The sequence below is a fragment of the Capsulimonas sp. genome (assembly GCF_039929585.1).
Lineage (GTDB): Bacteria > Armatimonadota > Armatimonadia > Armatimonadales > Capsulimonadaceae > Capsulimonas.
In genome coordinates this window covers 31,853-47,706 of record NZ_JBDSQY010000192.1, presented here as the reverse complement: position 1 = coordinate 47,706, position 15,854 = coordinate 31,853, and the positions used below count along the sequence as shown (strand labels likewise).

General features: G+C 59.8%; 13 protein-coding genes. 9 read left to right on the top strand and 4 right to left on the bottom strand.

Annotated elements, in window-relative coordinates; translation table 11 throughout:
• Positions 1-262: 262 nt before the first annotated feature.
• Complete coding sequence (locus ABIZ35_RS14170) at positions 263-3,895, bottom strand: glycosyltransferase (RefSeq protein WP_348220565.1); 3,633 nt, start codon at positions 3,893-3,895, stop codon at positions 263-265.
• A 240-nt stretch (positions 3,896-4,135) separates the two neighbouring features.
• Between ABIZ35_RS14170 and ABIZ35_RS14165 the strand changes: the two genes are divergently transcribed.
• From ABIZ35_RS14165 to ABIZ35_RS14125, 9 genes are all read left to right on the top strand, one after another.
• Positions 4,136-4,573 (top strand): AtpZ/AtpI family protein, encoded by a 438-nt coding sequence (locus tag ABIZ35_RS14165; RefSeq protein WP_348220564.1) that lies wholly within the window; start codon positions 4,136-4,138, stop codon positions 4,571-4,573.
• 6 nt (positions 4,574-4,579) lie between these two features.
• Positions 4,580-5,092 carry a hypothetical protein gene (locus ABIZ35_RS14160; RefSeq protein ID WP_348220563.1) on the top strand — a complete coding sequence of 171 codons (513 nt, stop codon included), beginning with the start codon at positions 4,580-4,582 and terminating at the stop codon, positions 5,090-5,092.
• A gap of 69 nt (positions 5,093-5,161) precedes the next feature.
• Complete coding sequence (gene atpB, locus ABIZ35_RS14155; protein ID WP_348220562.1) at positions 5,162-5,893, top strand: F0F1 ATP synthase subunit A; 732 nt, start codon at positions 5,162-5,164, stop codon at positions 5,891-5,893.
• Between the two features lie 66 nt (positions 5,894-5,959).
• Positions 5,960-6,235, top strand: coding sequence for an ATP synthase F0 subunit C (atpE, locus tag ABIZ35_RS14150; RefSeq protein WP_348220561.1), 276 nt, complete (start codon positions 5,960-5,962; stop codon positions 6,233-6,235).
• Positions 6,236-6,307: 72 nt separating this feature from the next.
• Positions 6,308-6,883: a F0F1 ATP synthase subunit B gene (gene atpF, locus ABIZ35_RS14145; protein WP_348220560.1), complete on the top strand. Its 576-nt coding sequence runs from the start codon at positions 6,308-6,310 to the stop codon at positions 6,881-6,883.
• A complete protein-coding gene (locus tag ABIZ35_RS14140; RefSeq protein ID WP_348220559.1) occupies positions 6,883-7,443 on the top strand; it encodes a F0F1 ATP synthase subunit delta in 561 nt (186 codons plus the stop codon). The genes atpF and ABIZ35_RS14140 overlap by 1 nt, the downstream gene beginning before the upstream one ends.
• The gene (atpA, locus tag ABIZ35_RS14135) at positions 7,444-8,958 is read left to right on the top strand and encodes a F0F1 ATP synthase subunit alpha (protein WP_348220558.1); all 1,515 of its coding nucleotides are present in this window, start codon (positions 7,444-7,446) and stop codon (positions 8,956-8,958) included.
• Positions 8,959-9,054: 96 nt separating this feature from the next.
• Positions 9,055-9,801, top strand: a complete 747-nt coding sequence (locus tag ABIZ35_RS14130) for a phosphodiester glycosidase family protein (protein ID WP_348220557.1) — start codon at positions 9,055-9,057, stop codon at positions 9,799-9,801.
• Positions 9,798-10,907 (top strand): aminopeptidase, encoded by a 1,110-nt coding sequence (locus tag ABIZ35_RS14125; protein ID WP_348220556.1) that lies wholly within the window; start codon positions 9,798-9,800, stop codon positions 10,905-10,907. The genes ABIZ35_RS14130 and ABIZ35_RS14125 overlap by 4 nt, the downstream gene beginning before the upstream one ends.
• Before the next feature lie 257 nt (positions 10,908-11,164).
• Here the strand turns inward: ABIZ35_RS14125 and ABIZ35_RS14120 are convergent, their stop codons facing one another.
• From ABIZ35_RS14120 to ABIZ35_RS14110, 3 genes are all read right to left on the bottom strand, one after another.
• Positions 11,165-11,776, bottom strand: a complete 612-nt coding sequence (locus ABIZ35_RS14120) for a hypothetical protein (protein WP_348220555.1) — start codon at positions 11,774-11,776, stop codon at positions 11,165-11,167.
• An 84-nt stretch (positions 11,777-11,860) separates the two neighbouring features.
• Positions 11,861-13,144, bottom strand: coding sequence for a tetratricopeptide repeat protein (locus tag ABIZ35_RS14115; RefSeq protein WP_348220554.1), 1,284 nt, complete (start codon positions 13,142-13,144; stop codon positions 11,861-11,863).
• Between the two features lie 110 nt (positions 13,145-13,254).
• Positions 13,255-15,768, bottom strand: coding sequence for a DNA translocase FtsK 4TM domain-containing protein (locus ABIZ35_RS14110; protein WP_348220553.1), 2,514 nt, complete (start codon positions 15,766-15,768; stop codon positions 13,255-13,257).
• Between the last annotated feature and the right edge of the window lie 86 nt (positions 15,769-15,854).

Here is a 15,854-nt window from a genome sequence, read left to right as displayed (position 1 = left end):
CCGCGCCTGCAAGAGCGCGGAAGTCCGCCTGCGCGGACTGCATAATCCTAACCGATACCGTCTACAATATGCGCCTTGTACGGCGGTCACGTTTTGGACTCTGTAACCCGCGCAGGTGGGTTTCTGCGCTCTTGCAGGCGCGGTTTTAACCGCCAGCCGTCGTATTTTTGAAGGACATTGATTCCTAGTCCCCCAGAATTAGAGCGGAGGGGCTATCCGACAAAAAACGCCTCGCGGCATACCCGCGAGGCGTTTTTACCCGCTAAGACCGAACCTCGGGAGCCTCTTGTTCAGATCCGCCAAGCGGCGTGTCTCCGCCTTTGGGCGTGGTGACCGTTCCCTTGCGCTCCAATTTTCCCCAGCCGACGCGCTTGCCGAACAGGGCGGAGCGCAGTGATTTCAAGATGACGACGTACATGAGCTGTCGGTAGGCAAACCGCTGCAAGGGGAGCCAGGCGATCAGGCGCTTGTCTTCGCGGTCCAGATGGAAGGCGAGCGCGGCGCCGGCCATCTCCACGGTGGAGAAGACAGCCCAGTAGCCGAGGAGCATGATCAGGTTTGTATGGTCTGTGGTCGGCTTGACGACGAACTGCGTGAAGATCGCCCAGAGTATGCCGATATCGACCAGCGGCGCGATCGCCTGGAACACGATTTGATAGAGCCAGAGCGACGGCATTGCGACTGTGCCCAGGGCGCCGTAGCGCTTGTTGCCGAATGCGTCGCGGTGCTTCCAGAGGCATTGCAGGGTGCCGAAGGCCCAGCGGTAGCGCTGCTTGATCAGGTCCTTCCAGCCGTCCGGCGCTTCGGTGTATGCGAGAGCGTCGTTGTCGGTGACGATCTTGTAGCCGAGCTTGCGGACTTTTAATGTCAGATCCGTATCTTCGGCCAGCGTCTGCGAAGAATAAAGGCCGGCGAGCACGACGGCGTCGCGCCGCCACGCGCCGACCGCGCCGGGGACGACGGTGATGCAGTTCAATAGGTCGAAGGCGCGGCGGTCGAAGTTCTGACTGGTGATGTACTCGACGGCTTGCCAGATCGTCCAGGCGTTCTTGCGGTTGCCGACCTTGACGTTGCCTGACACGGCCCCGATCTGTGGATCGGCGAAGTGGCGCACTAAGTTCCCGATGGTCGCAGGCGTGAAGACTGTGTCGGCGTCGAGGGCAACGATGATCTCGCCCTGACATTGCTGAATGCCCAGGTTGAGCGCCGACGCCTTGCCGCCGTTGGGCTTGGTGATCACCTGAACCTGTGTGCTATGGCCGTACGCCGCGCGGACGACGTCGGCGGTGCCGTCCTTTGAGCCGTCGTCGACGACCAGGATGTCCAGACGCGGGTAATCGCTCGCCAGCAGCGTCGCGATGGTTTTGTTCACGACCTTCGCCTCGTTGTAGGCGGCAATAATGACGCTCACCGAGGGAAGAAAATCGGAGACGAATGTTCGAGCTTTCTCCCGTCGCGCCTGCACGGTCGCCAGCGCGCCCATAATGACGATGCGCCCGATACCCAGGAAAATCGCCGTCAGGAACAAGACAGTCAGGACGTTTCCGACGACATAAGTCGCGTAGATGAACGCGCGGTTGATATCGGCCGTAATCCGCTGTTTGGGCGAGATTGCGGGGAAGACCTGATCGCGTGTGCGGCCCATGATCTGCGAGACGGTGACAAAGCTGTATCCCTGCTTTTGCAGCCCCTCGATGATTCGAGGCAGCGCCTTGATCGTCTCGGCGCGCGTGGTTCCGCCGGCGTCGTGCAGGAGCACGCAGTTGCCGTCATCCGCATGGTTCAATACGAATGGGACGATCTGCTCGGATTTGATGCCCGGCTTCCAGTCGGTCGGATCGATCTGTTCTCCGATGAAGACATAGCCGAGTTTGTGCGCTTGAAGGATCGGGTCCAGGTCGGCGGGAGTGCTTGGCTCCGAGTCCGCGCGGTTCGGCGCGCGGAAGAGAGTGGTCATATGTCCTGTCAGCGCTTCGATCACACGCTGGGTGGCGTCCAGCTCTAATTTGATGCGCGGCGTGGAGATCTGGTCGATCTCGGGATGCGTGAACGAATGGTTGCCGATCTCCATCCCTTCGTTCCACTCGCGTGTCAACAGGCTGGGATTTGCCTGCGCGTTTTCGCCCACGACAAAGAATGTCGCGGGAACGTGATATCGATGCAGGATCGCGAGAATCTGGGGCGTCCAGCGCGGATCGGGGCCGTCATCGAAGGTCAAAGCGATCTTCTTGTAAAGAGGACCGGTGTTTTTGCCGGTCGTCTGGTCCACTAGGCCCGTACGCTGGATGACGTACTGCGAGGGATAGCGACTGAACTTTTCACCCACGATCAGGCGGGTCTTGGGATCTATCGTCAGATCGCGCTGCCCCTTTGTGGGCGACTGCTTGATGTAAAGCACGTCTCCCTGGCCGATAAAGCCCGTACCGAAGTAATTGTACGTGACGTCGGTGAGCTTTCGAATATCGAAGCTCTCGCCGATAGCGGGGCGATCGTGATTGAAGTAGGTCCAGAGGCTGGGGTCTTCCGAGCCCAGTCGCCAGAGCGCGTCGCCGAGGAGATGGCGGCGCTCGCCGGCGATCACTTTGTTGTAGGCGCTGGCGGCGTCCTCCAGCCAGACCTTGTGCGCGATCTCTTTGTCGCCTTGGCCGTTCGAGTCGTCGTAATAGGTGAAGTAAGGGCTCAGCGTGTCGCGGTCGATCTTGATCACGCCGTCCTCGCCGTCCTGGGAATCCTTGGCGGTTTGACAGGCTTGTTCGAACGAGACGTCCTGCGGAGACGTGCTTCCAGCGGCCCAGTCGTACCCATAGTTCGCGATCCCGAGCACGACTTTGTCGGCGGGGACCTGTGTCAGGAAATCGTCAAGCTGCGCCTGGAACCAGTCCCAGGAGGCGAGGGGGCCGTCGTGCGTGCCGTCCCCGTGTTCGTCGTAGATCATGGGGATCACAAAGTCACAGCATTTGGCGAGTGTCGGCAGATCGTAGGAGGCGCTGTCGAGCTGGATATCCTGGGTCACGAGCAGGCCCAGCGGATGGAACACGGCGCCGAGTTCCGTCATGAAGGCCGTCAAGCCGCTTTCATCGTCCGCGCTGTCGGTCTCGAAGTCGATGTTCACGCCCTGGTACTTGTTCTGAATGACAAAGGCGCGCAGCTTTTCGATCATCGCCGCGCGCTTTTTGGGATCGCTGACCAGCGCATGGACCCATTCGCCGCGAAACTCGCCTTCGCTTGCGTTTTGTACGACGGGGATAATGGGGATGCCGTGGCTGCGGGCAAGACGGATGGCTTCGTCGTCATACGTCTCGCCCAGCGTGACCTGGGTTCCTCCGGAGCGCGTGGAGATATCGCGCGTCACGTTGATGTCCGATCCCTGAGGATTGATCTCGATCCATACCGGCATTAAGTGGGTCGTTTGATCGATATGTTCGCGCAGGGAGTCGATGCTGCTTTTTTCGTAGTTGACATAAAACGCCGCGCGTACGGGGCCTCGAATGTGGCCCGGAGCGATGGCGGCCGCCGGGATGGGGGTGACGGCGTGTTCACCCTTGATCGTGGCGCGCAGTCGGCGCTGTGCTTCCTGGACACCGGCGTCGCGTCGCAAAACCGCGCGCAGGACTCGGGACCGCAGGTCGCCGGGCTGCTTGACGCCGCTTACCGCAGGATGCTGGGCGGCCGCGAGGTGCATCTGTTCGCCCAGACTGCGCAGTCCCTTTGGCGACGCCGCCCCGCCGATCGGCGAGGCGATCATCACGGGGTTGCCGGCGATACTGAAGAGAAAGACGCCCGCTCCCAGAACGCAGAAGAGGGCGAGAGCGTACATCAGAAAGGAAAGTACGCCGCCACGGCGCTGGGACTCGTCGTAGAAGATCGGTTTTTGTTGTGAATCAGGTGTGCTCAAGTCGGCTCCATCATTGGCGCTCTAAAAATCATAAAGTGTTCAAAACGGTGAAACAGGGTATTGGACCGGCCCTATTGGAGTATGATACAGCGCTGTTTGTTCCATCAAAGTTCCGCGATCTTCCACGTTTATTTCGACCAATTCGTGAAAAAATGCGCAATGTATTGACTCGCGGCGGCTCGCTGTGATATACTAATGCGCGGAAATTGGTGTAAACAGCCCGCGTTGAGGGGGGCTTTCATGGGCGAGGACGATCCAACATCAGAGACCGGCAAAGACGAAGAGACAGTGTCACTTCCGTCGTTCGGATCTCTGCCCGCTCCTCCGGAAATCACCTTCACTCGACCCAGTCTTGGCAAGGGGACGCCCTCGACCCATCGCGCCGAGACAAGGCCGCGCGCCGAAGACGGCGGCCAATCGTCGCGTCACAACGACGACGACCGGCTGCTCGCGCAGGGCGTTCAGGGATATGGGGTCGCGATCACCGCGGCGCTGACCCTGGCGATTACGGTCGGTATCTTTATTTTTATCGGACAGTGGCTGGATAAGCGTTACCATACGACCGTTCCCTGGTTTACGATTGTCGGGCTGCTTCTGGGAGTTTTCGGTGGATTCGCGAACATGATTCGCCTGCTGACGACGACCCGGAATGGCCGTGGAAAACGGCCGGGCGGCTAAACATTTATGACGCTGGAACAACGACCGGAAAATACTAGCGCTTCGCCAAAGAAAACGAGCGCCCCGTTACCGTCCGAAGACTTTCAATTACCGTCCTTTCAGAGCTTGTCACGGACCGCCGTCGCTCTGGATGCGCTGATTATCGGAGTGCTGCTGATCGTACGGCAGAACTGGCCGGCGCTGGGCGCCGTCGCCGGAACCGTCGTCGCCTTCGCGGTCTTCTGGTCGCTGCATATGATCAGCCGGATCGTGCCCGAGTATTTGATGGGCATGGAAGCTGAGCGCAAAGCCGGTTCCGGAAGCGCGCAGGCGAAGAACCGATCCACGGCCCTGTGGCGCCTGGGCGGAATGCTGGTTTTCAAGTATGCGCTCCTGACGATCGGAATGATCTCGATCTTCCAGTTCGTCAAGGACCACTTGATTCCGTTTTTGCTGGCGTTCGTCGGCGTTTTTTCGGTGACGCAGCTATGCATCATCGTCGCCGCCAGCCGCGCGATGCGGTCTGCGAAGCCGCTTTAAGCTTTCGCCGCTTGAAAATTTGTTCGTAAGATCTACGACGAAGTAACACACGAAGAGAACATCACAACTATGCCGACAGAACCGCTTGAAAAACCGGAGCTTTGGACCTGTGTCATTTACGGCATCCTGGTCGCCGCCATCCTGCTGGGAACGGGGATCGCAGCCTTCGCGAAGCCGCAGCGCGTGCCGGGCCGCCTGCAGAACCTCTGGGAAGTCGCGGTCGATGGACTGCGCAACCTGTTCATGGGACTGCTGGGACCGGGCGGCGAGCGCCACGTGCCGCTCGTCATGACCCTGTTCATGTACATCCTGCTTTGTAATTTACTTTCCGTGACTCCGCTGCGCGCGCCGACGGCGAATCTCAGCACCAATCTGGGTCTGGCGTTCATCGTCTTTGTGTACGTACAGTACTGGTCCATCAAGACGAAGGGCTTCGGCGGATATCTGAAGCACTTCCTCGGACCCGGGATCATCCCGCTCATTCCGCTGTTCCTGCTTACGGAAGTGGTCGGCGCGCTGGCCCAGCCGCTGTCGCTCGCGATGCGCCTTTATGGAAACATCTATGGCGAGGATTACATCTCTTACGTCGTGACAAGCGTCGTCAACACCACGCACATTCCGGCGCAGTTTTTGGTGTACCTGCTGATGCTGTTCACCGGCATTCTTCAGGCTTTTATCTTCACGCTGCTGTCTTCCGCCTACATTGGCATCGCGACGGCGGATCACAGCCACGATGACGATCACGGTCATAAGAGCCTTGATGAGCGTGTCGACGACGCGGCTTACGTCCCCGCGGCGTAAGCGTTAACGCAAAATTTTGAATCTGTTACATTCACGGTATTTACGCTAAAGGAGCATAGTTACGACATGGCAGCCATTTACTTCGGTCTTCTCGCGCTTGGCGCGGGTCTCGCTCTTCCCCTCGCCGCCGTAGGCGCGGGCATCGGTCAGGGTCTAGCGTCGTTTGCCGCGCTGCAGGGCATCGCCCGCCAGCCGGAAGCCGCCAGCCGCATCCAGACCACGATGTTCATCTGTCTCGGGATTATCGAAGCGCTGGCGATCTACGCGTTCGTCATCTTCTTCATCCTTCTGGCCAAGTTCCCGAGCGCCGAGCAGGTCACCCAGCTTCTGGCGAATCACTAATTATCGAGCCGTCCGCTCGGTTTTGGATCGGGCGGACGGCCAAACGACAGGCGCGACGCCTGTAGGACAACTATGAACGAGATTATTAATGCCCTCGGTATCGACTGGCATTTGATCATCACGCAGATTCTCGGTCTACTCTTACTGTTCTTCTTCTTGCAGCGCCTGGTCTTTCCGAAGGTTTTCGGGTTCCTGGATCAGCGCCAGGCGGACATCAAGGCGACCTACGATCAACTGGACGCCGACCGCGCCGCCATGGAGCAGACCCGCCGGGATTACGAGCAGCGGCTCGCCGGCATTGAAACCGAGGCCCGCGAGAAGATCCAAGCCGCAGTCAAGGAAGCACAGACTCTGCGCGATAATCTGGTGGCGGACGCTAACCAGCAGGCCGAAGCGATTATTGAAAAAGGCCGCGGCGACAGTGAGCGGGAGCGCCAGAAGGCATTCCTGGAGATGCGTCAGCAGATCGTGTCGCTGGCAATTACCGCCGCCGGTAAAGTGATCGGCGAATCGCTCGATCCCGCTCGCCACACGGCTCTTGTCGATGACTTCATCAGCGGCGTCGGCGCCGGCGCGATCGTCGAACACGGTCGCGGCGTCAGCGGCAACGCGATCGGCGGCGGCGCCCAGACGGGGACCACCGCCTAATGAAAGATACTCGAGTCGCAAAGCGATATGCAGCGGCGCTGTTCAGCGTGGCCCAGCGCGACGGGATCATCGAAGCGGTCGCCGAAGACCTGACGTTGGTGGAGCGCTTCCTCGCGGACGTGCCTTACCTGCGCGCGGTCCTGCTTCAGCCGCTAGTCTCGGATGAGCAGAAGAACAAAGTGGCGAGCGACGCATTTGGGGACCGTGTTACGGCGACCACGCTGAGCTTCCTCCAGCTGCTGATCCGTAAGGGACGCGAGGAGCTTGTCACCGAGACAATCCGTGATTTCCGTGAACTGCTGGCCGAGTTCCACAACACCGTTGAGGCGCTCGCAACCTCTGCCGTGGCGCTGACCCCGGCTCAAACCGACGGTCTGGCCGCCAGCGTTCGGAAACTGACTGGTAAAACCGTTATATTGACCACGCAGGTCGATCCCGCCATTCTTGGCGGCGTCGTCGTGCGCATTGGGGACACGGTCATCGACGGAAGCGTCCGTGGCCGCCTGGAGAACCTGGAAGCGCATTTGCTTGGGTCCCGCACACAGGGAGGAGCTATTTAATTGGCCATCAAGCCGGAAGAAATTACGTCTATCCTCGAGCGAGAGCTCGATAGCTATAAGTCGCAGATCGAGGAAGTCGGCGTCGGCACCATCCTGCAGGTCGGCGACGGCATCGCGCGCATCTACGGTCTCAAGGACTGCATGGTCGGAGAGCTCCTGGAGTTCCCCGGCGGCATTCAGGGTATGGCGCTGAACCTCGAAGAGGACAACGTCGGCGCTGTTCTTCTCGGATCCGAAACCGGCATCCGCGAAGGCGATACCGTCAAGCGCACGGGCAAGATCGTTCAGATCCCCGTCGGCGAGGCCCTCATCGGCCGCGTCGTGAACGCGCTGGGAGAGCCGATTGACGACAAGGGACCGATCGCCGCCACCGAGTTCGCGCTTCTTGAGAGCGTGTCCCCGGGCGTCGTCGACCGTCAGCCCGTCAAGGAACCCCTCCAGACCGGCATCAAGGCGATCGACTCGATGATCCCGATCGGCCGCGGTCAGCGCGAGCTGATCATCGGCGACCGTGGAACGGGCAAGACCGCCATCGCGATCGACACGATCATCAACCAGAAGACCACGGATGTCTATTGTATCTACGTCGCTATCGGCCAGAAGGCCAGCACCGTGGCTGCAATCATCCGCACCCTGGAAGAAGCCGGCGCGATGGAGTACACCACCGTCGTCGCCGCGACCGCCAACGACCCTGCGTCGCAGCAGTACATCTCCCCGTACACGGGAGCCTGTATCGGCGAGTGGTTCCGCGACAACGGCAAGCATGCGCTGATCGTTTACGATGATCTGTCGAAGCAGGCCGTGGCGTACCGCCAGGTTTCCCTGCTGCTCCGTCGGCCTCCGGGCCGCGAGGCGTATCCGGGCGACGTCTTCTACCTGCACTCCCGTTTGCTGGAGCGTGCGGCGAAGCTGTCCAAGGAGCGTGGCGGCGGCTCGCTGACGGCGCTGCCGATCATCGAGACCCAGGCGGGCGACGTTTCGGCGTACATCCCGACCAACGTTATCTCGATCACCGACGGCCAGATCTTCCTTGAGAGCGACCTGTTCAACGCCGGTGTCCGCCCTGCGGTCAACGTCGGTATCTCCGTCTCCCGCGTCGGCGGCTCCGCCCAGACAAAGGCGATGAAGGACAAGAACGTCGCCGGACGATTGAAGCTCGAACTGGCTCAGTTCCGCGAGGTTCAGGCCTTCTCGCAGTTCGCTTCCGACCTGGACAAAGCGACCCAAGCGCAGCTCGCGCGCGGTCTTCGCCTCGTCGAGATCCTGAAGCAGCCGCAGAACCAGCCACTCCCGCTGGAGAAGCAGGTCCCGGCGATCTTCGCCGCGACGTCCGGTTTCCTGGACAGCCTGCCGGTCGAATCGGTCCGCCGCTTCGAAAGCGAGTTCCTGGCGTTCCTGAGCGAGAAGTATCCGGACGTACCGGAAGCCATCGCCCGCGATAAGGCGCTCAGTGAAACCACCGTCGACTCGCTGCGCAAGTCGCTGACCGAGTTCAAGGGTATCTTCAAAGCCTAGTCGAATATCATGGAAAGCCCTTTTCCTTCTGTGCCAGATGTTCTTTTCGAAGACGCTGCGTGGAAGGGAGAGGGCTTTTTCTTTTTGGGAGCCGTTATGTTCAGAAGATATCTTCCGATCTTTGCTGTTCTTACTCTCATCACTCTCGCGAACTCATGCGTGCGCGCCGCCGATACCGCCCTAATCCATACGCGTATTGACGGCGCCTCCGTGACTTATATCGCAGTCAACCTGACAAGCCCTGGCGTCTCCATGCGTCCCGAGGTATGCACAGGCTTTCATGGCGGCGATGAGCTGTTCTCCTCCATGGTTAAGCGCAATCGTCCCATTGCGGCGATCAACGGCGCATATTTTGATAAAATCACGAAATACCCAATTGGCGATCTTGTTGCGGAAGGGAAATTGATCCATAGCGGCCGCATGGGAACGGCGCTGGCGATTAAGACGGATGGGGCGCCGGAGATGCGCCGCGTGGACTGGGGACATGCCGCAGATTGGACGGGATACCGCACGGTGATCGCCTGCGGCCCTGCGCTGGTGCTGGATGGTAAGATCGATGTCAATCCGGAGTTAGAGCGCTTTTCCGACCCACATGTGATGGGTTCGACATCTCGTATGGCGATTGGGTACACTTCCGACATGCATCTCATTTTGGCTCACATCCAGACCCCGGTCACATTCCGTCGTGAAGCGCAGATTATGCTGTCGCTGGGATGTGTCGGCGCGATGAACCTGGATGCGGGCGCTTCCTTAGGGATGTACTACAAAGGCCAGTTTCTGGCGACGCCTTCCCGTAGGCTCACAAATATTATTTGCATTTATGAGAGGCCGAAGAAACCATGACGGATCCGCGCTTGATCAAATGGGCCGATACGATGATCCAGTATAGTTTGAGCCTTACGCCTGAACAGCAGCTTCTGATCCGTGTGGAGGAGGCGGGTATTCCCCTGGGGCGCGAAGTCTACGCAGCGGCGCTGCGCCAAGGCGCGCATCCCCACATTCAAGTGCTGCTCGATGGTTTGGATGAAGTCTTCTTAACCACGGCCAGCGACGCGCAATTGGAATTCGTTTCGCCCATCCGTAAGTTCGAGTTCGAAACCGTGGACGCGCTCTGCACGATCATGGCGCCGACTAACACAGCAGGGCTGTCCGGAGTCGATCCGGCGAAGCAGGCGAAGGCGCAGAAGGCCAACAGCGTGATCCGCAAGTCGCTGTCCGAGCGCGGGGTGAAGAAAGCAGACTGGGTTCTCACGCTCTATCCCACGCCGGCGGCGGCTCAGAACGCAGGCATGTCTCTGCGCGCGTATGAAGAGTTCGTGATGTCCGCGATGTTTCTGGACAAAGACGATCCCGCCGCCGCATGGCGTGAGTTCTCACAAAAGCAGCAGCATTATGTCGATTACCTGAACGGCGTCAAGCATTTGCGCTTTGTCGCCGTCGATACGGATATCACGATGTCCGTCGCAGGCCGCCGCTGGGTCAACTCCGACGGACATCGAAACTTCCCGAGTGGCGAAGTGTTCTCAGGTCCAGTAGAGAACTCTGTCAATGGCCGTGTGCGTTATACGTTTCCGACAGCGCACCTGGGCCACGAAGTGCATGACATCCAATTGACGTTCGAGAGTGGCCGCGTGGTGAACGCGGAAGCCTCCAGTGGTCTAGAGTTCTTGGAAGAGATGCTGGAGACGGACGCCGGGGCGCGAGCGCTGGGAGAAGTCGCGATCGGCAATAACTACGGCGTGAAGCGTTATACACGCAACACGCTGTATGATGAGAAGATCGGCGGTACGTTCCATCTGGCGCTCGGCAACGCCTACCCCGAGACCGGCGGCGTCAACTCCTCGGCGGTTCATTGGGACATGGTCTGCGATATGCGTCCCGAGGCGGGTGGGGGAGCGATTTACGCCGACGGCGTGGTGATCCATGAGAATGGGGAATGGAAGATTTAAAATCGAGTTAGTGTTGTGCGTTTCGCAAAATTCTTGACGCACAACATGGCCGATGCTGGCGACTGAAGTCGCGCCTGCAAAAACGCGAAAGTCCACCTGCGTGGACTACTTTGTCCTTGTCGATACCGCTGAATAAAAACGTGGTTTTAGGCGGCGCCGTCTAGGATATTGTAGTCCGCGAAGGTGGACTTTTGCGCTCTTGTAGGCGCGACTTCAGCCGCCGGCTATCTTATTCGCCAGCTGCCCTATACGTGACTCTATTGATTGCCAAGAATCGCGCCGAAGGCGGGAGTTGCGTTTACGTCCCCGGAAGCGCTATCCTGGTCCGATTTCGGCGCGGTAACGGCCCGTCCGTTGAGCGTTGCTGTATCGGAAATCTGCTGCGATGCCGTGCACATCCAGCCGTCGTCGGTATGCGTCCAGGTGTCGCGTGAGACCTGGCGCTCCGTAAATGTGCTTCTCCTGCCCGTATTCGGATCGATAATCACGCCCTGCACGACTTCTCGAATGAGCGCCGTTGCTGTGTTGCCGCGCTGAGTGGCGCTTGCGACGGTGGTGACGCCTTTGATCGACTTTGCGGAGTCAAAAAGCGCGCTCAATCGGTAACGAATTTCGCCAAGATCATATTCATTTTTCTGAGGATCAATGACTTTAAAATCCTGAGAATAGTATCGCATGGCGCCGTCAAGATCAAGACGATTGGCGGCGGCGTTACTGCGGTTATAGAAACCTTGCAGCGTTCGTGCGATGCTGGGAGCAGCGGCGGGGCGCGCTTTCGACGCGGGACGTTTTTGGACTGGCTTGGCGTGCGCAGCCGGGACAATGGCAAATATTAACGATGCGTAGCAGACGAGCTTAAGGGACTTCAAGGAACACTCCAGAGTTAAGATAATGATTGACAGTGACATGGAAAGGCGGCGGCGCAAATGCGTCGCCGCCGGTTTGCTGAGGAGCTAGGAGCGGGGAGACGCCCCCGTGGCGCTGAACATGCGGCTTGCGACCACCGGATGCTGCTTGAGCGTGCTTTCCGCCTGAGCGTGCGAGTAGTCGACAGAGGGCAGGGTGCGCGACGCGCCGCCGATGTTAAAATTTGCCCAGGGATGCTCCGGATCGAAGCGCAGGGTTTCGCGCCATTTCGAAACGGCCTGGTCCGTGCTGCCGCGCTTGTAGAACGCATTTCCCAGATTGAAGTGCGCGCCGACGAGATTCGGGTTCAGATGGGCGGCTTCCTGCCAGTTGGCGATAGCGCCGTCGATGTTTCCCATCTGGTTGAGCGCGACGCCCAGATTGTAATGCGCCCAGGCGTGAGTCGGCTGAAGCCGGATCGCCTCGCGCAGTTCATAAAGGCCCATATGGAAATTGCCGGTGACGAACAGCGCCGCACCGAGATTATGATGTGCTTCCGCGTATCCCGGTTCGAGGCGGATCGCTTCTTCCCACTGTGCGATGGCGGCGTCCAGCTGGCCTTTGACGCGCAGGGCGAGCCCTAGATTGTTGCGGGCGTCCACATGCTTGGAGTTCAGCTTCAGAGCCTTGCGGTACTCCGCGATGGCGAGGTCGATATCGCCCTGGTCGCTGAGCAGATCGCCGAGATAATGGTGGGCGTCGGCGAACTCCGGGCTGATGCGCAGCGCTTCACGGTAATGCCGTGTCGCCTCGTCATACTTCTGCATGGAGTAGAAGACGCTGCCGAGGTTATAATGAGCGCGGCCGTGCTCGGGATTGAGGCGCAGCGTATCCTGCCAGTAGGCGATGGCGGCGTCAAGCCAGCCCTTGCTGTGCAGGGCGTTGCCGAGGGAGAAGTAGGCGTCGGCGTGGTCGGGATCCAGCGCGATTGCTTCGCGATAGGAATCGATGGCGCTATCGGCTGCGCCGCGGTCCATCAGGATATTGCCAAGACTGACATGTGCGGCCGCGAGCGTGGGATCGAGGTCAAGCGCCAGCCGGTATTCCCGGATAGCTTCATCCCATTGCTTGAGCTCGGTGAGCAGATTGCCGACGGCCAGATGGATCGTCGCGTTCTCAGGATCGAACCGTAGCGCTTCGCGGTAATGCAGTAGCGCGGGCTGATGCTGGCCGCTGAGGGTGTAGGCGACGGCGATGTTGAAGTGCGCGGCCGTGTGATTAGGACGCCGCCGGATCGCTTCGAGATAAGACCCAATTGCCTGGGGAATGCGGCCTTCCACGCGAAGGCGGTTGCCTTCAAGGAAGTAATAGTTTTCTTCCTGATCCATCATTGGCGTCACAAATCCTTTCGCGGCGGCAGGCAAATAATCAGCAATAATTTCAACGACCAAGCATTCGCACTTGGTTATTCCATATTATACAACGGAAATGAGAGCCAATCTTATCCCTGTCCTAAATCTCCTTGACCCTTTCCGGAGAACCATGCTTCAAGATTTTCGGGCCGCAGCAAAATTTCGCGTGGCTTGACGCCATCCTGTGGGCCGACGATATTGAGCGCTTCCATCGTTTCGACCAGACGGGCGGCGCGGGTGTAGCCGACTTTGAACTTACGCTGGAGGCTGGAGGTGGAGCAGGAACCCTGCGCCACGAGCCAGCGGACGGCGGGTTCGAAGAGCTGGTCGCTGGAGCCGTCGTCGTCGAACTCGTCGCGGGTTCCGCTAGCGCTCGTTTCGGACGGGATCATCGTGTAGACGGCCTCTTCCTGGCCGCGCAGGTACTTCACGAGCTCTTCGGTCTCACGCTCGCCGACGTAACAGCCCTGCACGCGGACGGGCTTGGGAGCGTCGATGGGGAGATAGAGCATATCGCCGCGTCCGATCAATCGATCAGCGCCGCCCTGGTCTAGGATGGTCCGGCTGTCAATCACCGTTGCGACGGAGAAGGCGATCCGCGATCCAACGTTGGATTTGATCGTTCCTGTGATGACGTCGACAGACGGACGCTGGGTTGCGATCACCAGGTGGATTCCCGTGGCGCGGGCAAGCTGGGCGAGGCGACAGATGGAAGTTTCCACCTCGGGACCTTGCTGCATCATCAGGTCGGCGAGCTCATCGATGATGACGACGATGAAGGGCAGGCGTTCTTCCGGGGGAACGCGGTTGTTGAAGCCTTCGATGTTGCGCGTACCGAGCTGGGCGAAGCGGTCGTAGCGCTCCTCCATCTCCTGAAGGACACTGCGCAGGATGCCGGCGGCGAGCTTGACATCCTTGATGACCGGCGCCAGCAGGTGGGGAATGCCGTCGTACAGCGACAGCTCCACGCGCTTCGGGTCGATCATGACGAAGCGCACTTCGCGCGGCGTCGCCCGGTAGACGATGCTGGAGATGATGACATTCAGACAGACGCTCTTGCCGCTGTTGGTGCTGCCGCCAATGAGAAGATGCGGCATGCGCGTGAGATCCGCATACTTGAAGTTGCCAGCGATATCTTTGCCGAGCGCGAAGGTCAGCTTGCTCGGCGCATTCATGAACTCATTCGTCGCAAGACACTCACGCAGCGTGACCATCTCGATCACATCGTTTGGCACTTCGATGCCGATGGCGCTCTTGCCGGGAATGGGGGCCTCGACACGCACATCGATGGCGGCCAGCGACATCGCCAGGTTATCGGCCAGGCTGACGATCTTCTTCACTAAGATGCCCGGTTCCAACTGCACTTCATAGCGCGTGACCGTGGGCCCCATCGCGACCTGAGCGACGTTCGCGCCGATCTTGAAGTCGTTGAGCGTCTGCATCAAAACGGCTTGCTTTTCTTGGATCGCCTGCGCGGACCGGACGGGCTTGGGTGGCGGCTCGTTCAAAATCTCCAGTGGCGGCAGGGTGTATTCTCGCTTGGTTCCGTCGTCGGCGAGGCCGACGGGAATGACGAGCGGAGCAGCCGGCGCGGGCTTGGGAGCTAGCATCTTGATGGGGATCTGCGGGATCGTCGGCGCGTCATCATCGATACCATCCAGAAACGCCGGCAGAGTGATCTGGGTGGGTGGCGCCGCCGGGATGGGGATGATTGGAATGATTGGAGCTATGGGAGCGACCGGCTCAGGCGCTTCGGCGGCAAACGTGGGGCTTTCGGCGATCGGTTCCGCCTTCGCCTTCTTGACAACCGGGGCGTCCATCGTCTCGATCATGCGTCGCGCGCGTTCCTCACGCTTGCGCTCTTCCTGTCTTGCCCGTTCGGCGTCGCGCTCGGCGCGCTCTTCTTCCTGCGCTATCTGGCGCTCTTCGCGTGCGATGGCGGCGCGCTCACGGGCGGCGGCGGCGCCGCGCTGCATGGCCTTGGCCGTATTGGTCACGGGAGGCGTCAGCTTCTTGCCGCCTTCCACCGTGCGTTCGAATAGATGCAGCAGCCGCATATCGGTCGTCCAGACGACGGCGCCGATGGCGAGGGCGGACATGAGAATATGGCTGGAAACATCGTTGGCGCCAAAGAGCATGCGCAGCAGCGAGCAGAACAGGTAACCGACTTCGCCGCCGGCGCGGTCCGGATTCATCGATTGGTTGAGCACATTGGTATGGCCCATGTGCCACCAGGTGATGAAGATCAGATACAGCGTGGCGCCGCCGCCGATGTAGTTCGCGCGCGTATGCTGCTCGCGTCCCCGGACCAGCATGACGCCGATGCTGGCGATGAAGAATGGCATGACCCAGGAGCCGACGCCCACCAGCCAGCGCATCCCATTCGCCAGGGCGTCGCCAATCGCGCCCGCCTTGCCCTCAAAGATCAGGCTGACGAGCAGAATCGCGCCCAGCGTCATAAAGCCGATTCCCCACATATCGTGGGCAAACCGCTCGTTGTTGCGAGCCGGCTTGGTCTTTTTGGCTTTCTGAGGCGCGGGGGCGGCTCGCGGCGCTCGGGGCTTTTTCGGGGTCCGTGGTTCTTCGGACGGTTTGACCGCCATACATATGTTCTCCTACCCACTATTATAGCAGAAATACAGGCGGTCGGCAAACGAGTTGCGCGGGGCAGCGTCCTGGAACGGGTATG